18 protein-coding genes are annotated in these 14,476 nt (G+C 52.1%); 12 read left to right on the top strand and 6 right to left on the bottom strand.

Translation table 11 applies throughout. From position 1 onward, the window contains the following. Window positions 1-18 precede the first annotated feature (18 nt). Window positions 19-756: an esterase family protein gene (locus tag JYE49_RS15175; protein WP_283399343.1), complete on the bottom strand. Its 738-nt coding sequence runs from the start codon at window positions 754-756 to the stop codon at window positions 19-21. A 431-nt stretch (window positions 757-1,187) separates the two neighbouring features. Between JYE49_RS15175 and JYE49_RS15170 the strand changes: the two genes are divergently transcribed. From JYE49_RS15170 to JYE49_RS15150, 5 genes are all read left to right on the top strand, one after another. Continuing rightward, window positions 1,188-1,847 (top strand): amino acid ABC transporter permease, encoded by a 660-nt coding sequence (locus JYE49_RS15170; protein ID WP_093956783.1) that lies wholly within the window; start codon window positions 1,188-1,190, stop codon window positions 1,845-1,847. Continuing rightward, window positions 1,828-2,502, top strand: coding sequence for an amino acid ABC transporter permease (locus JYE49_RS15165; protein ID WP_093956784.1), 675 nt, complete (start codon window positions 1,828-1,830; stop codon window positions 2,500-2,502). Before JYE49_RS15170 ends, JYE49_RS15165 begins: the two co-directional genes overlap by 20 nt. Before the next feature lie 4 nt (window positions 2,503-2,506). After that, a complete protein-coding gene (locus JYE49_RS15160; protein ID WP_093956785.1) occupies window positions 2,507-3,268 on the top strand; it encodes an amino acid ABC transporter ATP-binding protein in 762 nt (253 codons plus the stop codon). A 21-nt stretch (window positions 3,269-3,289) separates the two neighbouring features. Then, window positions 3,290-4,129 carry a transporter substrate-binding domain-containing protein gene (locus tag JYE49_RS15155; protein WP_093956786.1) on the top strand — a complete coding sequence of 280 codons (840 nt, stop codon included), beginning with the start codon at window positions 3,290-3,292 and terminating at the stop codon, window positions 4,127-4,129. 93 nt (window positions 4,130-4,222) lie between these two features. After that, window positions 4,223-4,855: a GDSL-type esterase/lipase family protein gene (locus JYE49_RS15150; RefSeq protein WP_093956787.1), complete on the top strand. Its 633-nt coding sequence runs from the start codon at window positions 4,223-4,225 to the stop codon at window positions 4,853-4,855. Window positions 4,856-4,987: 132 nt separating this feature from the next. Here JYE49_RS15150 and JYE49_RS15145 read toward each other — a convergent pair whose 3' ends face one another. Further along, a complete protein-coding gene (locus JYE49_RS15145; RefSeq protein WP_283399344.1) occupies window positions 4,988-6,466 on the bottom strand; it encodes an autotransporter outer membrane beta-barrel domain-containing protein in 1,479 nt (492 codons plus the stop codon). A 173-nt stretch (window positions 6,467-6,639) separates the two neighbouring features. Here JYE49_RS15145 and JYE49_RS15140 point away from each other — a divergent pair, with 173 nt between their 5' ends. The 7 genes from JYE49_RS15140 to JYE49_RS15110 are packed head-to-tail and all read left to right on the top strand — an operon-like array spanning window position 6,640 to window position 10,849. Next, window positions 6,640-7,128 carry a GNAT family N-acetyltransferase gene (locus JYE49_RS15140; RefSeq protein WP_179217279.1) on the top strand — a complete coding sequence of 163 codons (489 nt, stop codon included), beginning with the start codon at window positions 6,640-6,642 and terminating at the stop codon, window positions 7,126-7,128. Between the two features lie 27 nt (window positions 7,129-7,155). Then, window positions 7,156-7,722 (top strand): GNAT family N-acetyltransferase, encoded by a 567-nt coding sequence (locus JYE49_RS15135; RefSeq protein WP_093956789.1) that lies wholly within the window; start codon window positions 7,156-7,158, stop codon window positions 7,720-7,722. A 43-nt stretch (window positions 7,723-7,765) separates the two neighbouring features. Next, window positions 7,766-8,203: a GNAT family N-acetyltransferase gene (locus JYE49_RS15130; RefSeq protein ID WP_304583278.1), complete on the top strand. Its 438-nt coding sequence runs from the start codon at window positions 7,766-7,768 to the stop codon at window positions 8,201-8,203. Window positions 8,204-8,221: 18 nt separating this feature from the next. After that, the gene (locus JYE49_RS15125) at window positions 8,222-8,644 is read left to right on the top strand and encodes a GNAT family N-acetyltransferase (RefSeq protein ID WP_093956791.1); all 423 of its coding nucleotides are present in this window, start codon (window positions 8,222-8,224) and stop codon (window positions 8,642-8,644) included. Between the two features lie 41 nt (window positions 8,645-8,685). Next, window positions 8,686-9,399, top strand: coding sequence for an MBL fold metallo-hydrolase (locus JYE49_RS15120; protein ID WP_093956792.1), 714 nt, complete (start codon window positions 8,686-8,688; stop codon window positions 9,397-9,399). Window positions 9,400-9,436: 37 nt separating this feature from the next. Next, entirely contained in the window at window positions 9,437-9,919 is a 483-nt protein-coding gene (locus tag JYE49_RS15115; protein ID WP_093956793.1) for a pyridoxamine 5'-phosphate oxidase family protein, read from the top strand. Between the two features lie 42 nt (window positions 9,920-9,961). Then, window positions 9,962-10,849, top strand: a complete 888-nt coding sequence (locus JYE49_RS15110) for a DMT family transporter (RefSeq protein WP_093956794.1) — start codon at window positions 9,962-9,964, stop codon at window positions 10,847-10,849. Window positions 10,850-10,885: 36 nt separating this feature from the next. Here JYE49_RS15110 and JYE49_RS15105 read toward each other — a convergent pair whose 3' ends face one another. From JYE49_RS15105 to JYE49_RS15090, 4 genes are all read right to left on the bottom strand, one after another. Continuing rightward, a complete protein-coding gene (locus tag JYE49_RS15105; protein WP_093956795.1) occupies window positions 10,886-11,428 on the bottom strand; it encodes a GNAT family N-acetyltransferase in 543 nt (180 codons plus the stop codon). Window positions 11,429-11,442: 14 nt separating this feature from the next. Then, window positions 11,443-12,102: a class I SAM-dependent methyltransferase gene (locus JYE49_RS15100; RefSeq protein WP_283399345.1), complete on the bottom strand. Its 660-nt coding sequence runs from the start codon at window positions 12,100-12,102 to the stop codon at window positions 11,443-11,445. A gap of 73 nt (window positions 12,103-12,175) precedes the next feature. Beyond that, window positions 12,176-13,702: a M3 family metallopeptidase gene (locus JYE49_RS15095; protein ID WP_179217281.1), complete on the bottom strand. Its 1,527-nt coding sequence runs from the start codon at window positions 13,700-13,702 to the stop codon at window positions 12,176-12,178. Window positions 13,703-13,710: 8 nt separating this feature from the next. Beyond that, window positions 13,711-14,445 (bottom strand): CPBP family intramembrane glutamic endopeptidase, encoded by a 735-nt coding sequence (locus tag JYE49_RS15090; RefSeq protein WP_093956797.1) that lies wholly within the window; start codon window positions 14,443-14,445, stop codon window positions 13,711-13,713. Window positions 14,446-14,476: the final 31 nt, after the last annotated feature.

Below are 14,476 nucleotides of genomic sequence, written 5' to 3'. Positions count from 1 at the left end.
ATTTTTTCCCTTCTCTCATCATTCTTTCAGAAGCTGCGGCAGGAAGTATCGCATCTGCCTGAACCACCAGGGCCAGTCATGGTTGACATCATAGCCCCAGAAATCACACCATGCATGGATACCCTTCTCCCGGAAGATGTGCTCCAGGTTTCTCAGGGAACGCACGCCGTCCTCTTCCCAGGCTCCCTGCCCAACGCACAGGATCATCTTTCTTTCATTATAGAGCCGGATATACGGATGATCCGCGGCCATATTCAGAAGGAACCGTTCCGGCGCATTCTGGTAAAGCACATCATTCATCCATCCGTCGAAAAAGTAATCCGTATCATAAACCCCGGAAAGCGCAATGACTCCCCGGAACAGATCAGGCCGCCGAAGGAAGGTAATCACTGCATGATTCGCCCCCATGCTGAAGCCTGTCACTCCCGGCGTCTGAGGATTACGGCTGCGGATCAGCGGCATCGCCTCATCAATAATGTATCGGTGATATTGTTCCTGCCGTGCTGCCCGCCATTCAGGGATCCCATCCTTAGGTGACCAGCTTTCCCAATCCACCGTATCCACCACAAACAGCTGGATCCGCCCGCTGTCGATAAAATCAGCCAGCTGGTCTGTCATCCCGAAATCTTCATAGTTGTGGCATAGGGAATCCTGCGTCGGGAAACACAGAAAAGGCACCCCGCCCCAGCCGTAGATCATGATATGCATTTCCCGTTCCAGAGCCTGACTGTACTGAGTAACCATTTCCTTCTGCACGATTCATCATCTCCCCGACTTCAATTCTCTTTAAAACAGCCGCATGGTATCATCATTCATCCGGGAAGTCAACACACATACGGGTTGAGGAATTCTTTCGGGAAAAACAATCCGAAAACATAAATCGCCTATTGACATAGTGGGTAATTGGTGATAATATGCCTTCAAGCTTCACAGAAGCCAATGAATCTGAAAGGAGGCGCGGACATGTTTACGGAAAAGAAAATTATCATCCTGAGCACCTGTTGTCGAATGCTGATCTCCCGGGCATGCACTATGGCTGGGGCGTCGGCATGTATGTGTCTGCGCTCTGAATAATCCGCCTCAGGATTACGCGGAAGTCATATCTGCCCGGGAGCTTTTAAACGGCTGCCGGGCTTTTCGTTGAAAGCGCCGGTTACCGTACCGGAAAGAAAGGAAGAAGCAGCACAGTGGATTGGGCGTATATCGGAAAAGTCCTGCCGCTATATGGAAAAGCCGCCTGGCTCACCCTGCGGACAGGCACAGCGGGCATCCTGCTTGCTGCCCTGGTGGGTCTTCTTTCCGCCGCCGTGCTTCACTGGCGTGTACCGGTGCTTCGCCGGATCACCGCCGCCTATGTGGAGCTGAGCCGGAACACGCCGCTGCTTGTACAGCTCTTCTTCATCTACTACGGCCTGCCGAAGATCGGCATCAAAACCAACCCGGAAGCCTGCGGAATTATCGGCCTTGCCTTTCTCGGCGGCGGATACATGGCAGAAGCCTTCCGGAGTGGGATTGAAGCCGTAGACCGGATTCAGGAAGAAAGCGCGTTAAGTCTTGGACTCACACGCTGGCAGACCTTCCTCCATGTGATCCTTCCCCAGGCAATGGCCATCAGCGTCCCGGCCTTCATGGCAAACGTGGTTTTCCTGATGAAGGAAACCAGCGTTTTCTCCGCCGTAAGCCTCATGGACCTGATGTTCACCGCCAAGGATCAGATCGGCCTGTATTATCAGACGACAGAAAGCCTTTTCCTGCTGGTAAGCGCTTATCTGCTGATCCTCCTGCCGCTCTCGCTGCTGGGGACCTTCTGGGAAAGGAGGCTGCGGCATGCCGGATTTGGGACTTGAAGTTCTCTGGAAAGGAAAAAACTTCGTCCGGCTGCTGGGCGGTCTCTGGGTGGCCCTCCGCATCAGCCTGATTGCCGCCGGCATCAGCGTTGCGGCCGGTATCATCCTGGGAATCCTGGCCAGCCGGAAGCGCTCCGTCGCCTCCGTAATCCTGCGGATCTGGCTGGGTATCATCCACATCATGCCCCAGATGGTCCTGCTGTTCCTGATGTATTTCGGAACAACCCGGGCCTTTGGCTGGAACCTTTCCGGCGAGACAGCCGCCATCATCGTCTTCTCCCTCTGGGGTACAGCGGAGATGGGAGACCTGGTTCGCGGCGCGGTGAGCAGCATTCCTGCCATCCAGCGGGAAAGTGCGGAAGCACTGGGACTGCAGCCGGTGCAGGTTTACCGCTGGATCATCCTGCCCCAGGCAGTACGGCGTCTGATTCCCCTTTCCATCAACCTGATCACCCGGATGATCAAGACCACCAGCCTGGTGACCCTCATCGGTGTGGTGGAAATCCTGAAGGTTGCCCAACAGATTATTGAGGCGAACCGGAAGGCAAGCCCGAACGCGGCGTTCGGCGTATACCTGACCATCTTTGTGATGTATTACCTGGCCTGCCGGATCCTGAGCCTGGCAGCCAGGAAACTTGAAAAGCACTGGAGGTGAGCGCATGGCGGAAACAGTACTGAGCATCTCGCATCTGACGAAGCGGTTTGATGATCAGACCATCCTGGAAGATCTTTCCCTGGATGTCCGGGAAGGTGAAGTAGTCGTCATCGTCGGCTCCAGTGGATGCGGAAAAAGCACGCTATTGCGATGTATTAACGCCCTGGAATCTATTCAGGGCGGAGAAATCCGGCTCCGGGGTGAACTGATCAGGCAGGGCAGCAAAAACCTGCCGGAGATGCGCCGGAAGGTCGGTATGGTATTCCAGAATTATGAACTGTTCCCTCACCTGACCGTGCTGGATAATATCCTGCTGGCTCCGGTGAAGGCCCAGAAACGTTCCCGGGAGGATGCCCGGGAAGAGGCGCTGGCGCTGCTGGACCGCGTCGGCCTGAAGGAAAAGGCCGGCAGTTATCCCCGGCAGTTATCCGGCGGCCAGAAACAGCGCGTGGCCATTGTCCGCGCCCTGATCATGCATCCTGAAATCCTGCTCTTTGACGAAGTCACCGCCGCCCTGGATCCGGAAATGGTCCGGGAGGTGCTGGACGTTATCGTCAGCCTGGCGGATCAGGGAAAAACAATGCTGATCGTTACCCATGAAATGTCTTTTGCCCGGGCGGTTGCTGACCGGATCATCCTGCTGGAAGACCGGCGGATCCTGGAGGAAAGTGCCCCGGAGCAGTTCTTCACCGCACCGAAAACGGAACAGGCGAAGAAATTCCTGCAATCCTTTGAATTTAACAGAAAAAATAAAGCAGAGGCTTAAAGCCCGAAAGGAGAATCCCCCATGAAAACCATCCGTAATATCACAGCTCTCGTCATCGCTCTCGTCCTGGCCCTTTCCCTGGTTGCTGTCGCGTCCGCTGATACCGTCTTCCGCACCCTGGATGAAATCAAGGCTTCCGGAACCATCAACATCGGCGTCTTCTCTGACAAGAACCCCTTCGGCTTTGTGGATGAAAACGGCGAATACCAGGGCTATGACGTCTACTTCGCCCGCCGCATCGGCGAGGATCTCGGCGTGACCGTCAATTATGTTTCCACCGAAGCAGCCAACCGCGTTGAATATCTGGAAACCGGCAAGGTGGATATCATCCTGGCCAACTTTACCGTCACCCCCGAGCGTGCCGAAAAAGTTGATTTCGCCCTCCCCTACATGAACGTGGCGCTGGGTGTTGTCTCCCCCGACAGCCGGGTGATCAAGGATCTGTCCGAGCTCACCGCTGACGACCAGGTGATCGTCATCTCCGGCACCACTGCCGAGGATTACCTGATCAAGAACAATCCTGAAATCACCCTGCAGAAGTATGACACCTACGCCAATGCCAAGAACGCCCTGGAAAACGGCAATGCCGTCGCCTGGGCCAACGACAACACCGAAGTGATTGCCTATGCCCTGCAGAATGAAGGCTACACCGTCGGCATTCCTTCCCTGGGCAGCCAGGACACCATCGCTCCCGCCGTCACCAAGGGCAATGAAACCCTGCTGAACTGGATCAATGACGAAATCAAGGCCCTGGCCGCAGAAAACTTCTTCCACAAGGATTATGAAGCAACCCTGGTGGATACCTACGGCCTGGACTACGAAGACAGCCTGGTGCTGGAGGGCGGCGGACTGGCCGAATAAGCGGCAGCTCTAAACTGTAAACTCTGAACCAAAACTCAAAAAAATCGGGGACAGAACTACTTCTGTCCCCTGTCTGCCGATGAATGGAGCTTTATGAAACAGATACTCGCCTTTGGAGATTCCAATACCTGGGGACTGATTCCCGGAACCTGGGACAGATACCCGGAGCATGTCCGCTGGACGGGTATTCTGCGAAAAGCCTTTATGCTGGAAAACTTCCGGATCATTGAGGACGGTGTGGTCGGAAGAACCACCGTTTTCGATGACCCCGCCCGTCCGCTTCGGATGGGCATTGAATCCATTTCCCAGTATAAAGATACAAAAGACCTTCATGCCGTCATCCTCATGCTGGGCACCAATGATTGCAAGAAAAACCTGCGGGCCACTCCGGAGCAGATCGGCTGCGGACTGGAGCAGTGCGTCGAACGTTTTGAAGCCTTTCTTCCGCCGGAAAAAATACTGGTGGTTTCTCCGATCCTCCTTGGACAGGATGTCTGGAAGCCGGAGAAGGATCCGGCCTTTGATTCAATTTCGATTGAAACCAGTACGAAGCTGAAGGATGTCTATCAGGCAATCGCGCAGAAACGGGGAAATGCCTTCCTGGCTGCCTCTGATTACGCCCAGGCTTCCCCGGTGGATGATGAGCACCTGAACGCTGAAGGGCATGAGCGCCTTGCTCATGCCTTGATCCAGAAAATCAGGAGCATCATTCTGTCTGCTGTATAAAAAGCCAACCTTACCCCCCATATCCTCCCTTTTTCCAATGCACAGCATTCGGCAGGCTGTGCATTTTTTTATTTGTTTTCAGTATAAAAGCATCCCCTGCGCACCGCAGGGGATGTCCTGTATGGTTCCGTATCAGTTGATCCCGGTCAATACCGATCCGTTGACAGAAAGGCTGTAACCGTTGCCAATCACATTGCCGGCGTTTCCGGAAAATTCGGTGATATATGTGTCCGCGGTCAGGATCCAGGTACTGGTCTCATCCAGGGAGACAGATACCGTTCCTGTTTCAGTGGAAACCTGCGTTCCCTCCGCGTTTGTGATCTCGCCGCTGATGCTTCCTTCAAAGGCGGAACCGTTGGTGAGGGACAGCTTCAGCGTGGAGTTTTCACCGATCAGGATCGTCCCGGTCAGGGTCTGTGCGTCCGCATTCAGCTCCGCGATATTGGAAGCACCGTTCCATCCGTCATCACAGACGGAAAGCAGGATATCGCTGCCCTCATTGTTCAGGGCGACGCCGCACAGGGTAATCACCGCGTGGGTGTTGGTCACGTGGAACATATGACCGCTGAGGCTGGTCAGGCTGCCGCCGGTCATGGTAAAGGCGGAAGTGCCGCTGTCCGCGTCGCCGCTCATGGACTGGTAAATCATGATCGTATCCAGGAAGGTGGCATGTCCGTTGCGCTGGGTATTGTTCGCGGTCAGGTCGCAGTTCTCCAGGGTAACGGAGTTCATGCCTTCAATACATACGCCCTCGGAAAGATTGGAAACCAGCGTCGCGTCCCGGACGGTAATATCCGCGGTGGAATAGATCGCGGGAGACCCCAGGCCGTTGGAGGTATAGGTGCCGCCGTTCACAGTCACGGTACCGCCGCCCCGGTCTGTCCGGATGGCCGCGGAGGAGCGCCCGGAGGTGGTGACAGTCAGGTTCTCCGCGTAGGTCACTCCGCCGCCGGTGGTCATGATGCCGCCGGAGCCATCCCCGGTTGTGGTAATGGTGGTGCCGGAAATATACAGCGTGGTACCATCTCCGTCCGCACCGTTCCGGCCTCCGTTTCCGCCGTAGCAGAAGACGCCGTTCGCCCCGGAAGCAGAAGATTCAATCGTTCCGCCCGTAATGGCAGTTGTGGAACCGCCCATCACCAGGACAGCCGCGTTCAGGCCATAGAAATTGCAGTTATCTCCGCCGTTTGAATCGCCGGTTTTTGTCACAGTGATATCCGCGAGTGTCACGGTATCAGCGGTATTGATGATCATGGCGCTTTCGTCCGCTGTATCTGCGGAATAACTTTCTCCGTTTGATTCCGTCATTTCCGTGATCTCTGTTGCCGCGGCATATTCAAAGGAGGAAGTGCCGCCTCCGGGAGGTGTCCCTCCGCCGAAGCCTCCGCCGCCCGGCGGATCCCCGGGCGGATTCCCGCCGCCAAAGCCTTCAGGTGGTTCTCCCGGAGGTGTTCCGCCACCAAACCCTTCCGGCGGATCTCCAGGCGGTGTTCCGCCGTTAAAACCCTCCGGTGGTTCTCCCGGAGGTGTACCCTGGGGAGCCTCCGCAAATACACTGGCAGCGGAGAGCATCAGGGATATCACAAGCATAACGCATAACAGCTTTTTCATTCTTTTGATCTCCTGTCTGTTAATCTTTTTTTAGTGGCCGGGATTATCCCCGGCAGCATCATTATGCATACGAAACTTAAAATAACCTTTAGGGTTTTTGATCATTAATCAGTCTCCATGTGATATAATCCCCGATGGACATTCCCATCATTCTGATATGCAGGTATAAAAGTATGGAAATCACGTTTGAACAGCTTACTCATGAGAATTATAACACAGCCTGTGCCATTGACCGGGACGATATCCCGGAAAGCTTTGTCGATACCGCCTCCACCATCATGGAAATCAATGATTATGGCTTTGAGCATAACCTCATCGGCCATACTTACCTGATCCGGTGCGACGGCGCTTATGTCGGGCTGATCCTCCTGGGTGAAGCGATTCCCTGGGATACGGATCCGCCGCAGGTAAGGCAGGAACCGTTCTACCGCCTGATGGGATTTGTGATCGACAAAAAGTTCCGCAGCAAAGGCATCGGCGGGCTCGCGCTGGAAGGAACCATTGCCCGGGTCTATCAGGACTTTGGCGTCAGGCCCATTGTCATGGGCTGCCATAAGGATAACAGTCGGGCTGCCGTGTTCTATGAGAAACACGGGTTCAAAAAAACGGACTATATGGAAGGTAATGACTGTTATTATCTTCGTTATCCCGAAAAATGCTGATACAGAGCGTGTTGAGGAGAAAACACCATGATGATTTCTTTTAACAAAATAGTATTAAGAGATCAGATAAAAAGCGATATAGATGATGAAATCAGATGGATGACAGAAGAAACCGGATGGATCAAAGCAGATACTCCGTGGGAACCTGTCATACAGATAGATCCAGAGCAGCTGAAAAAACAGATGATGCAAAATATATCCCGTTTAAATCCAGGGTCTGTACGAAACCGCCTGGAGATCACAGTGGCTGGCAGGCATATTGGTTTTGTTTCCGTCTACCCATTTGAATCATCAGCTATTCAGATTCCTGTACAAAGCGCATCGGAAAAGAAAGCCGTTGGAATTGAAATATGTGAACCCGCTTTCAGAAATCGAGGCTATGGTACGGATGCCCTGCGCGCCTGGATTCATTATTGTTTGGAACAATCACCTTCGGACATCTATCTGGAAACATGGTCCGGGAATACCGGAATGATAAGATGTGCAGAAAAGTGCGGATTTATGCTATATGAACGACAGCCAGAAAAGCACATGGTGGATGGCTATCCTGTAGATGTTCTGATTTATCGTCTGAATAATGATAGACAAGAATAAACAAAGGGGAAAAGCAGATATGAAAACAAACCCTGAAATTCGTATGGCAGAAACAGGCCTTACCGAAGAAGTACTGAATGAACTCATCCGTATGTCTGAAGACTGGGAAAAAGAAAACAGCTGCCACGGTTATCGGAAGAACGATAAATCCGACATCGATGGAAACCGGATTTTCCTTGCATATGACGGCGACGCCGTGATCGGTTATCTGTTCGGGCATGCAGAAAAATCCAAAGAATCCTCTTCCATCATGCCGGACGGCACGCCCTGTTTTGAAATTGAAGAGCTTTATGTGCGGCCCGAATACCGGAGTCAGGGCATCGGGAGAAAGCTGTTCGATTATGTGGAAAACACAGTCCGGGGAGAAGTGGACTACCTGATGCTCAGCACGGCGACAAAAAACTGGAAAGCGATCCTCCACTTCTATCTTGATGAACTGGATATGAATTTCTGGAATGCCAGGTTGTTTAAACGGATTTAAAGAAGGAGAATAACGTTAATGGCTGAATCAATCATCAGAAGAATCGATGAAGAAGATCCCCGGGTCGGGGACTTTATCCATGAAGGATTTACCCGGTACGGAGAACAGAATGGCGTAGTCCTGAACTATGACGGCTTTTGTTTTGCCGCGGAAACCAGCGAAGGAAAGATCGCCGGCGTCATTACCGGCCGTGCGTACTATAACGAAGTGCATATCGGCGACCTGATCGTGGATGAACAGTGCCGGAGCACCGGCCTGGGAAGCCGGCTGGTCCGGGCAGTGGAAAACGCCTATAAAGGAAAAGGATATGATGTCATCACCCTCACAACCTTTGGCTTCCAGGCTCCGGAGTTCTATAAAAAGCTGGGATATACCGTTGAGTTTATCCAGGAAAGCAAGGATCCGAAACTGAATAAGTATTTCCTGAAGAAACAGCTGTAATTCATGATCGGAAAAGATTGATTTCAAAAGGATAGTAACATATGAGGATTCTTAATCTGGGAAACCGGGCAGTCAACAACTGGCTCATCCCCGGAGAAAATGGATATATCCTGATTGATACAGGTTATGAAAAAGGCTTTCGCCGGTTTCAGCGAAAGCTGAAGAAAAACGGGATCCGGCCGGACGAAATCAAGACGGTCTTTTTAACCCATGCCCATGATGATCATGCAGGATTCCTGAATGATGTTCTCGCTGTCACTCCGGCAAAGGTCATCCTGCATCCAAAGGCAGTCGAAGGACTGAAGAAAGGGCAGAACTCCTTTGAAGGAGGCTGCTCCGGCCGCCTGGCCTGGTGTTTCTGTCAGGTCCTGGCCTTCCTCGGGAAAGGGGAACACCGGTATCCGGTGATCAGGAAAGAGTATCTTGACCGCCTGGTCACGACTGATTCGGATACATTCCGGGCCATGAATCTTCCTTTTCAGGTTGTGGAAACGCCCGGGCATACGGCGGATCATATTTCCCTGCTGATGGAAAATACTGTTTTTTGCGGAGACGCAGCCATGAACGGCTTCCCCAGCCGGAAACGGGTTATCATCTGGATAGAGGATCTGCTTCAGTTCAGCCAGTCCTGGGAAAAGCTCCTGCAGTCCGGAGCAAAGAGGATTTATCCCGGTCACGGAAAGCCATTTCCTGCAGCAGATCTGAAAAAGAACAAAGCGTATCTGGATCAGGTCAGGCTTTATCCGTTAAAATAAAATCCGCCTGCTAAACTTACACAGGGAGGATCAGACAATGTTCAGGGAAATGAGACGGTTCAAACAGCAGATTCCCGAAGCGGAGTGCATTCAGATCCTGAAAGAGCAGCCCCGCGGTGTCCTTTCCATGCTGGGTGATGATGACTATCCCTATGGTATCCCGATGGATCACTGGTACTGCGAAGAAAACGGCAGGCTCTACTTCCACTGTGCGAAAACCGGTCATAAACTGGATGCGGTCCGGAAGCATGACAAGGTCAGTTTCTGTGTCTGTGACGAGGGCTTCCGGAAGGAAGGCGACTGGGCACTGAACATCCGCAGTGTGGTCATCTTCGGACGGATGCACATTGTGGATGAACAGGATGACGCACTGAGACGGAAAATCGCCGTTAACCTGTGCAGAAAATTTACAGATGATGAAGCCTATTTGCAGAATGAACTTGTCAACGCCCTTCCCCGGGCCAGCTTTCTGGAGCTGATCCCGGAGCATATGACCGGTAAGCTGGTTAATGAATCCTGATCGTTGATCCTGTTCTGATAATATGTACCTGAGGTGTTAAAAATGGAGCACAGAAGGAACATCGGCCCTTTGCTGATTATACTGGCTGGTATCTTCTGGGGCAGCATGGGAATCTTTGTCAGAAAACTTGGCACCTATGGATTCACCTCTGTCCAGATCGTAGCCATCCGCATCACGCTGGCCGCGCTTGTTTTCAGTATAGTGCTGTTCATCCGGGACCGCTCCGGTTTCAGGATTACCCTGCGGGATCTTCCCCTTTTCCTTGGTCTTGGTTTCGGAAGCATACTGTTCTTCACAGTTTGTTATTTCACTGCCATTACCATCATGCCGCTTTCCACGGCGGCCATTCTGCTTTATACCTCGCCGATCTGGATCATGCTGATGTCCATGCTTTTCTTCCGTGAAAAGCTGAACCGTATCAAGCTCATCGCCCTGGCTCTGGCCTTTGCCGGATGCGTCCTGGTTTCCGGAATCTCCGGAGAAGGGATTACGCTGATCGGCCTGCTGATCGGTCTGGGTTCCGGCATTGGTTACGGCCTTTACAGTATCCTGGGCACTATTGCCCTCCGCCGGTATTCACCCTATACCGTCACAACCTACACCTTCCTTTTCGCTGCCGCCGGCTCCTGGCTGGTTTGCGGTCCGGCCGATATGATCTCAAAGTTCACCGCCGCGGCTGATCTGCCGTTCCTGCTCTTTTTCTGCTGTCTCACCGCGCTGGTAACCGCTGTCATTCCCTTCCTGTCCTACACGCTTGGACTTCGGACTGTGGAGGCCAGCCGGGCCGGCATCCTGGCTACCATTGAGCCTATGGTGGCAACGCTGATCGGAATTCTGGTTTTTGCTGAGCCGTTAACCCTGCTTTCGGGCCTGGGCATCCTCCTGATTCTCGCAGCGGTTGTCCTGCTGAATCGAAAACAGAATCAATAAAACAGGGACCGGATTAACCGGTCCCTTTCTTCATGTTTACAGTTCAATCAGGTAATGCTGTTTGAGGATGCCGTCCTCTTCGAATTCTTTCACCAGTTTCCCTCCGCAGCTCATGGCAGTCTTCGCGGAAGCTGTATTATCCTTGTCACAGGCGATGATCACCCGTTTCAGCTTCAGCTGTCCTGCGTATTCCAGGCAAAGCTCCAGCTGCTGTGTTCCGTATCCTTTTCCGCGTTCGGAAGGCCTGATACCATAGGCGATATGTCCGCCGCTTTCCAGCTCTTCTGTCAGGGTATGATGAATCTTGACGCATCCGATCAGTTTCCCGTCAGAAACGCGTCTGGAGAAAAACGTACTAGTCAGTGCAATATTCTCCGGACTTTTCTCCCTGATGAACCGGATCCGGTTCAGCCATTCATCAAAACTGTCGTCAAACGCCAGGCCGCCGCTGCCATGAACCTGCCTGTCGCCAAAGGCAAAGTGCTCCTCTTTGTATTGGAGTATTTCATGCTCCATATCTTTCGAGGGGCTTACCAGCACAAGCTCATTCCGGTCCATACGCATTCCTCTGTCAGACATTCGGGACCTCTTCTTTACACGGTTGCGAGAACCGTACAGGTTTTCTCACTCCACCTTTTATCGATCCGTACATCCCGGAAACCGGCCCGGCGCAGAACGTCCATCTCATGTTCAACCGTAAGGGGCGTATCGAAATGATAGAACTCATCTTCTGAAAGTCCCTGTTCTTTTTTCAGTTTCGCCAGCGTCTCAAAATACTCTTTTTCCAGTTCATCCGATTCTGCGAAGCAGTCCGTCAGCACAAACGTTCCGCCCGTTTTCAGCGCAGTGCGAAGCTTCCTGTACAGCGATTCTTTCATTTCATCCTTAAAATGATGCAGGGATTCCACGGACACCGCGGCGTCATATACATTCTCGCCAAGCGGTACGTCAAAATAGGAAGCCTGCACAAGGGTCAGGTCCTTCTCCGGAAACTTGGCCTTCAGCGCGTTCAGCATCGCTTCAGACAGATCAATACCCGTGACTTTCGCATCGGGATTGAGTCCAAAGTATTCTTCCAGTTCAAGGCCGGTACCGCACCCGAGATCAAGCACCTTGCTTCCTGCTGCCTTCGGCAGCAGTGAAGCGGTATAGGCGTAGAAATCCGATGCCCTTTCGACGTTGCTCATCATATGTTCATCATAGCCGTCAACACGTACGGCAAAAAAGTCATCCATTTTCTCCAAAGGACTCATTCTGTTTTTCTCCTTAATAATCTGTTATTGTGTTTTTCCCGGGTTCAGCGGCTTCCCGGACAGTTTTCCTGTCTCAAAGAATACCCTGCAGCTCCTCCGCAACCGGTCCGCAGATTCTCTCCACTGTTCCCTCTGCAAAAGGATCAGAAAGTCCAGCAATTGCCAGCAGTTCCCGGAAGGATTTGCTTCCCCCTGCCCTGCACAGCTTCATATAGTTTTCCAGCGTCCTGGTCCGGTCGTTCCGCATCCCCATATAGAACTCCCAGGTGCTGATCTGGGCTATATCGTATTCGATGTAGTAAAAGGGTACTTCAACGATGTGTGTCTGATGAGGCCAGCATTTTCCTTCGCTCAGATCATCCTGGCTGAACCTGATCCAGGGCATGTATTTCTGCGAAATATCTGCCCATAGTTCGCATAATACCGTCCTTGTTCTGCGGGGAAGATCATACATCCTGTGCTCAAATTCGTCAATTGCGCAGCGATACACCAGGTTCTCCATCTGCTGAAGCATATGGTTTCGGATATACTCTTTTTTCCTGTCGCCCACAAACGATTCCAGATACGGATACATAAAGAGCTCCATTGTCTTGGAATGGATCTCATTCACTGCGGGGGAGGATCGATGATACTCGTACAGGGGCTGTGTCCGTGCCGCTGTATAAAATGCAAAGCCATGTCCGAACTCATGCACCGCATATCCCGTTTCCATACCGTCTCCGGAATAATTGCCGATAACAAAAGGCAGCTTCTTGCCTGGAAACATACAGCAGGTCCAGAGAATCGACCGTTTGTTTTCCCGGCTGTCCAGATCATATAGTTCCTTTTGAATCATTTCTTCAACGAAGTTCCCGGTTTCTTCGGACAGTTCGTGAAACATCCTGCTGATCGCGGCAATCAGTTCTCCGCTTCCTCGCGCAGCAGCGGGAAACCGGGTCTTCTCAACCCCGCGTCTTTTCAGGTCATCCAGGACCGGCGTGACAGTTTTTTGTACCTGTTTCCTGAAAACGGACAGTTCATCCCGTCCGTAATCATACCGGTTTCTCAGCCGGTATCCCAGTTCTGTATAATCTTTATATCCAAGAGATGCCGCAAGATCGCGACGGATTTCGATCAACCGGCTAAACACTTCAAACAACTCATTGTCGTCCCTGTTACTGTTTCTCATCAGCCGTCTGTATTCCGTTTTCAGCCGGGACTCCTCCGTCTGCAGTTTCAGGCTGTCTGCCTCATTCACAGTCGTTTTCTCTTTTATCTGCGCAAAGATCATGCTTCCAAACTCGTTCTCCAGTCTGGATGCGAAGCATGAATGCTTTGCCAGCAGATTACATTCATCGCGGAGAGCATAAACTTCCGGGTCTTCCATATTCTGAATTTTTACTTCTTCTGTGCTGTTTTCATAATCCATTCCACACAAATGCCGGACATATGCAATCTCTTCCTGGAATTCCATGTATTCGCATTCTGCTTTCACAGCAAGCCACGCTTCACGCAGTTCTTCATAGGATGCCGCGTCCCGGATACGTGTTTTCAGCCCGTTCAGACGGTTTTTCAGCGCTGTGTAATCCGGTCTTTCATATACCCATTGTGAAAACCGCATGGTTATGTTCATCCTTTCAGGTGCTTCCGGTTCCATAGGGTATACACGCCCAGCAGTACGGCGCTGGCTCCGACCAGGATTGCTGTCGCGGCCACAGGTCCGCCAAAGGCCTGCATCTGCGCCTCCTCGTTTGAAATCACGGAAAAAGCATTAAACACGCTGTGAAACACGATGCAGGGAACCAGGCTTCCGCCTCTGTGAAACAGAATTACCAGCGTAAAACCAATCACCACAGCAAAAATGATCTGGCCGCAGGTTTCAAGCAGATCCTGGCCGTTGATCAGGTTTACGATATGGCCGATTCCGAAGGTCACCGCTGAAATAGCCACAGCCCGCGTCAGGTTCTTCTTTTCCATTGCCCGGAACAGGAATCCGCGGAAGATCATCTCCTCCAGGAAACCCACACACAGCATGCTGACTACAAACAGCATGGATTCCACAGGCGCGTAACGCAGTGCCGGGCTGAAAACAACCTTATAGCTGGCAACCAGTACCAGCGGCAGGAAAAACCAGGCCTGGGAGAGCCGGTATCGGGGAAGGAAAAGCCCGTATTTCTCTGTCAGTCCGTTCCTTTTCACCCATACCAGGATAAAAGCAGCCAGCCCGGCATGGAATATCGCCGGGAACAGCTTATAAATCCCGGCCATTTCGCTCAGTGCTTCCGCCAGGCAGGTGCCAAAGATATAGATCAGAATCCACATAACGGCAAAAGCCGTTTCATTCTTCTCATACAGTTTTGTCATGATCGTTCCCTTATATCATTTCAGTTTCTGG

It is taken from the genome of Aristaeella hokkaidonensis, from assembly GCF_018128945.1.
GTDB classification, from domain to species: Bacteria; Bacillota; Clostridia; order Christensenellales; family Aristaeellaceae; genus Aristaeella; species Aristaeella hokkaidonensis.
Note: the sequence above shows the minus strand (reverse complement) of the source record. Positions and strands in the feature narration are given on the sequence as shown.

Coding starts and splice junctions, on each gene's coding strand:
- JYE49_RS15100 (WP_283399345.1), bottom strand. CDS start 12,102: ATGAGTCCTTTGGAGAAAATGGATGACTTTTTTGCCGTACGTGTTGAC.
- JYE49_RS15135 (WP_093956789.1), top strand. CDS start 7,156: ATGATGATTTCTTTTAACAAAATAGTATTAAGAGATCAGATAAAAAGC.
- JYE49_RS15125 (WP_093956791.1), top strand. CDS start 8,222: ATGGCTGAATCAATCATCAGAAGAATCGATGAAGAAGATCCCCGGGTC.
- JYE49_RS15105 (WP_093956795.1), bottom strand. CDS start 11,428: ATGTCTGACAGAGGAATGCGTATGGACCGGAATGAGCTTGTGCTGGTA.
- JYE49_RS15115 (WP_093956793.1), top strand. CDS start 9,437: ATGTTCAGGGAAATGAGACGGTTCAAACAGCAGATTCCCGAAGCGGAG.
- JYE49_RS15090 (WP_093956797.1), bottom strand. CDS start 14,445: ATGACAAAACTGTATGAGAAGAATGAAACGGCTTTTGCCGTTATGTGG.
- JYE49_RS15145 (WP_283399344.1), bottom strand. CDS start 6,466: ATGAAAAAGCTGTTATGCGTTATGCTTGTGATATCCCTGATGCTCTCC.
- JYE49_RS15165 (WP_093956784.1), top strand. CDS start 1,828: ATGCCGGATTTGGGACTTGAAGTTCTCTGGAAAGGAAAAAACTTCGTC.
- JYE49_RS15140 (WP_179217279.1), top strand. CDS start 6,640: ATGGAAATCACGTTTGAACAGCTTACTCATGAGAATTATAACACAGCC.
- JYE49_RS15110 (WP_093956794.1), top strand. CDS start 9,962: ATGGAGCACAGAAGGAACATCGGCCCTTTGCTGATTATACTGGCTGGT.
- JYE49_RS15150 (WP_093956787.1), top strand. CDS start 4,223: ATGAAACAGATACTCGCCTTTGGAGATTCCAATACCTGGGGACTGATT.
- JYE49_RS15095 (WP_179217281.1), bottom strand. CDS start 13,702: ATGCGGTTTTCACAATGGGTATATGAAAGACCGGATTACACAGCGCTG.
- JYE49_RS15120 (WP_093956792.1), top strand. CDS start 8,686: ATGAGGATTCTTAATCTGGGAAACCGGGCAGTCAACAACTGGCTCATC.
- JYE49_RS15155 (WP_093956786.1), top strand. CDS start 3,290: ATGAAAACCATCCGTAATATCACAGCTCTCGTCATCGCTCTCGTCCTG.
- JYE49_RS15130 (WP_304583278.1), top strand. CDS start 7,766: ATGGCAGAAACAGGCCTTACCGAAGAAGTACTGAATGAACTCATCCGT.
- JYE49_RS15160 (WP_093956785.1), top strand. CDS start 2,507: ATGGCGGAAACAGTACTGAGCATCTCGCATCTGACGAAGCGGTTTGAT.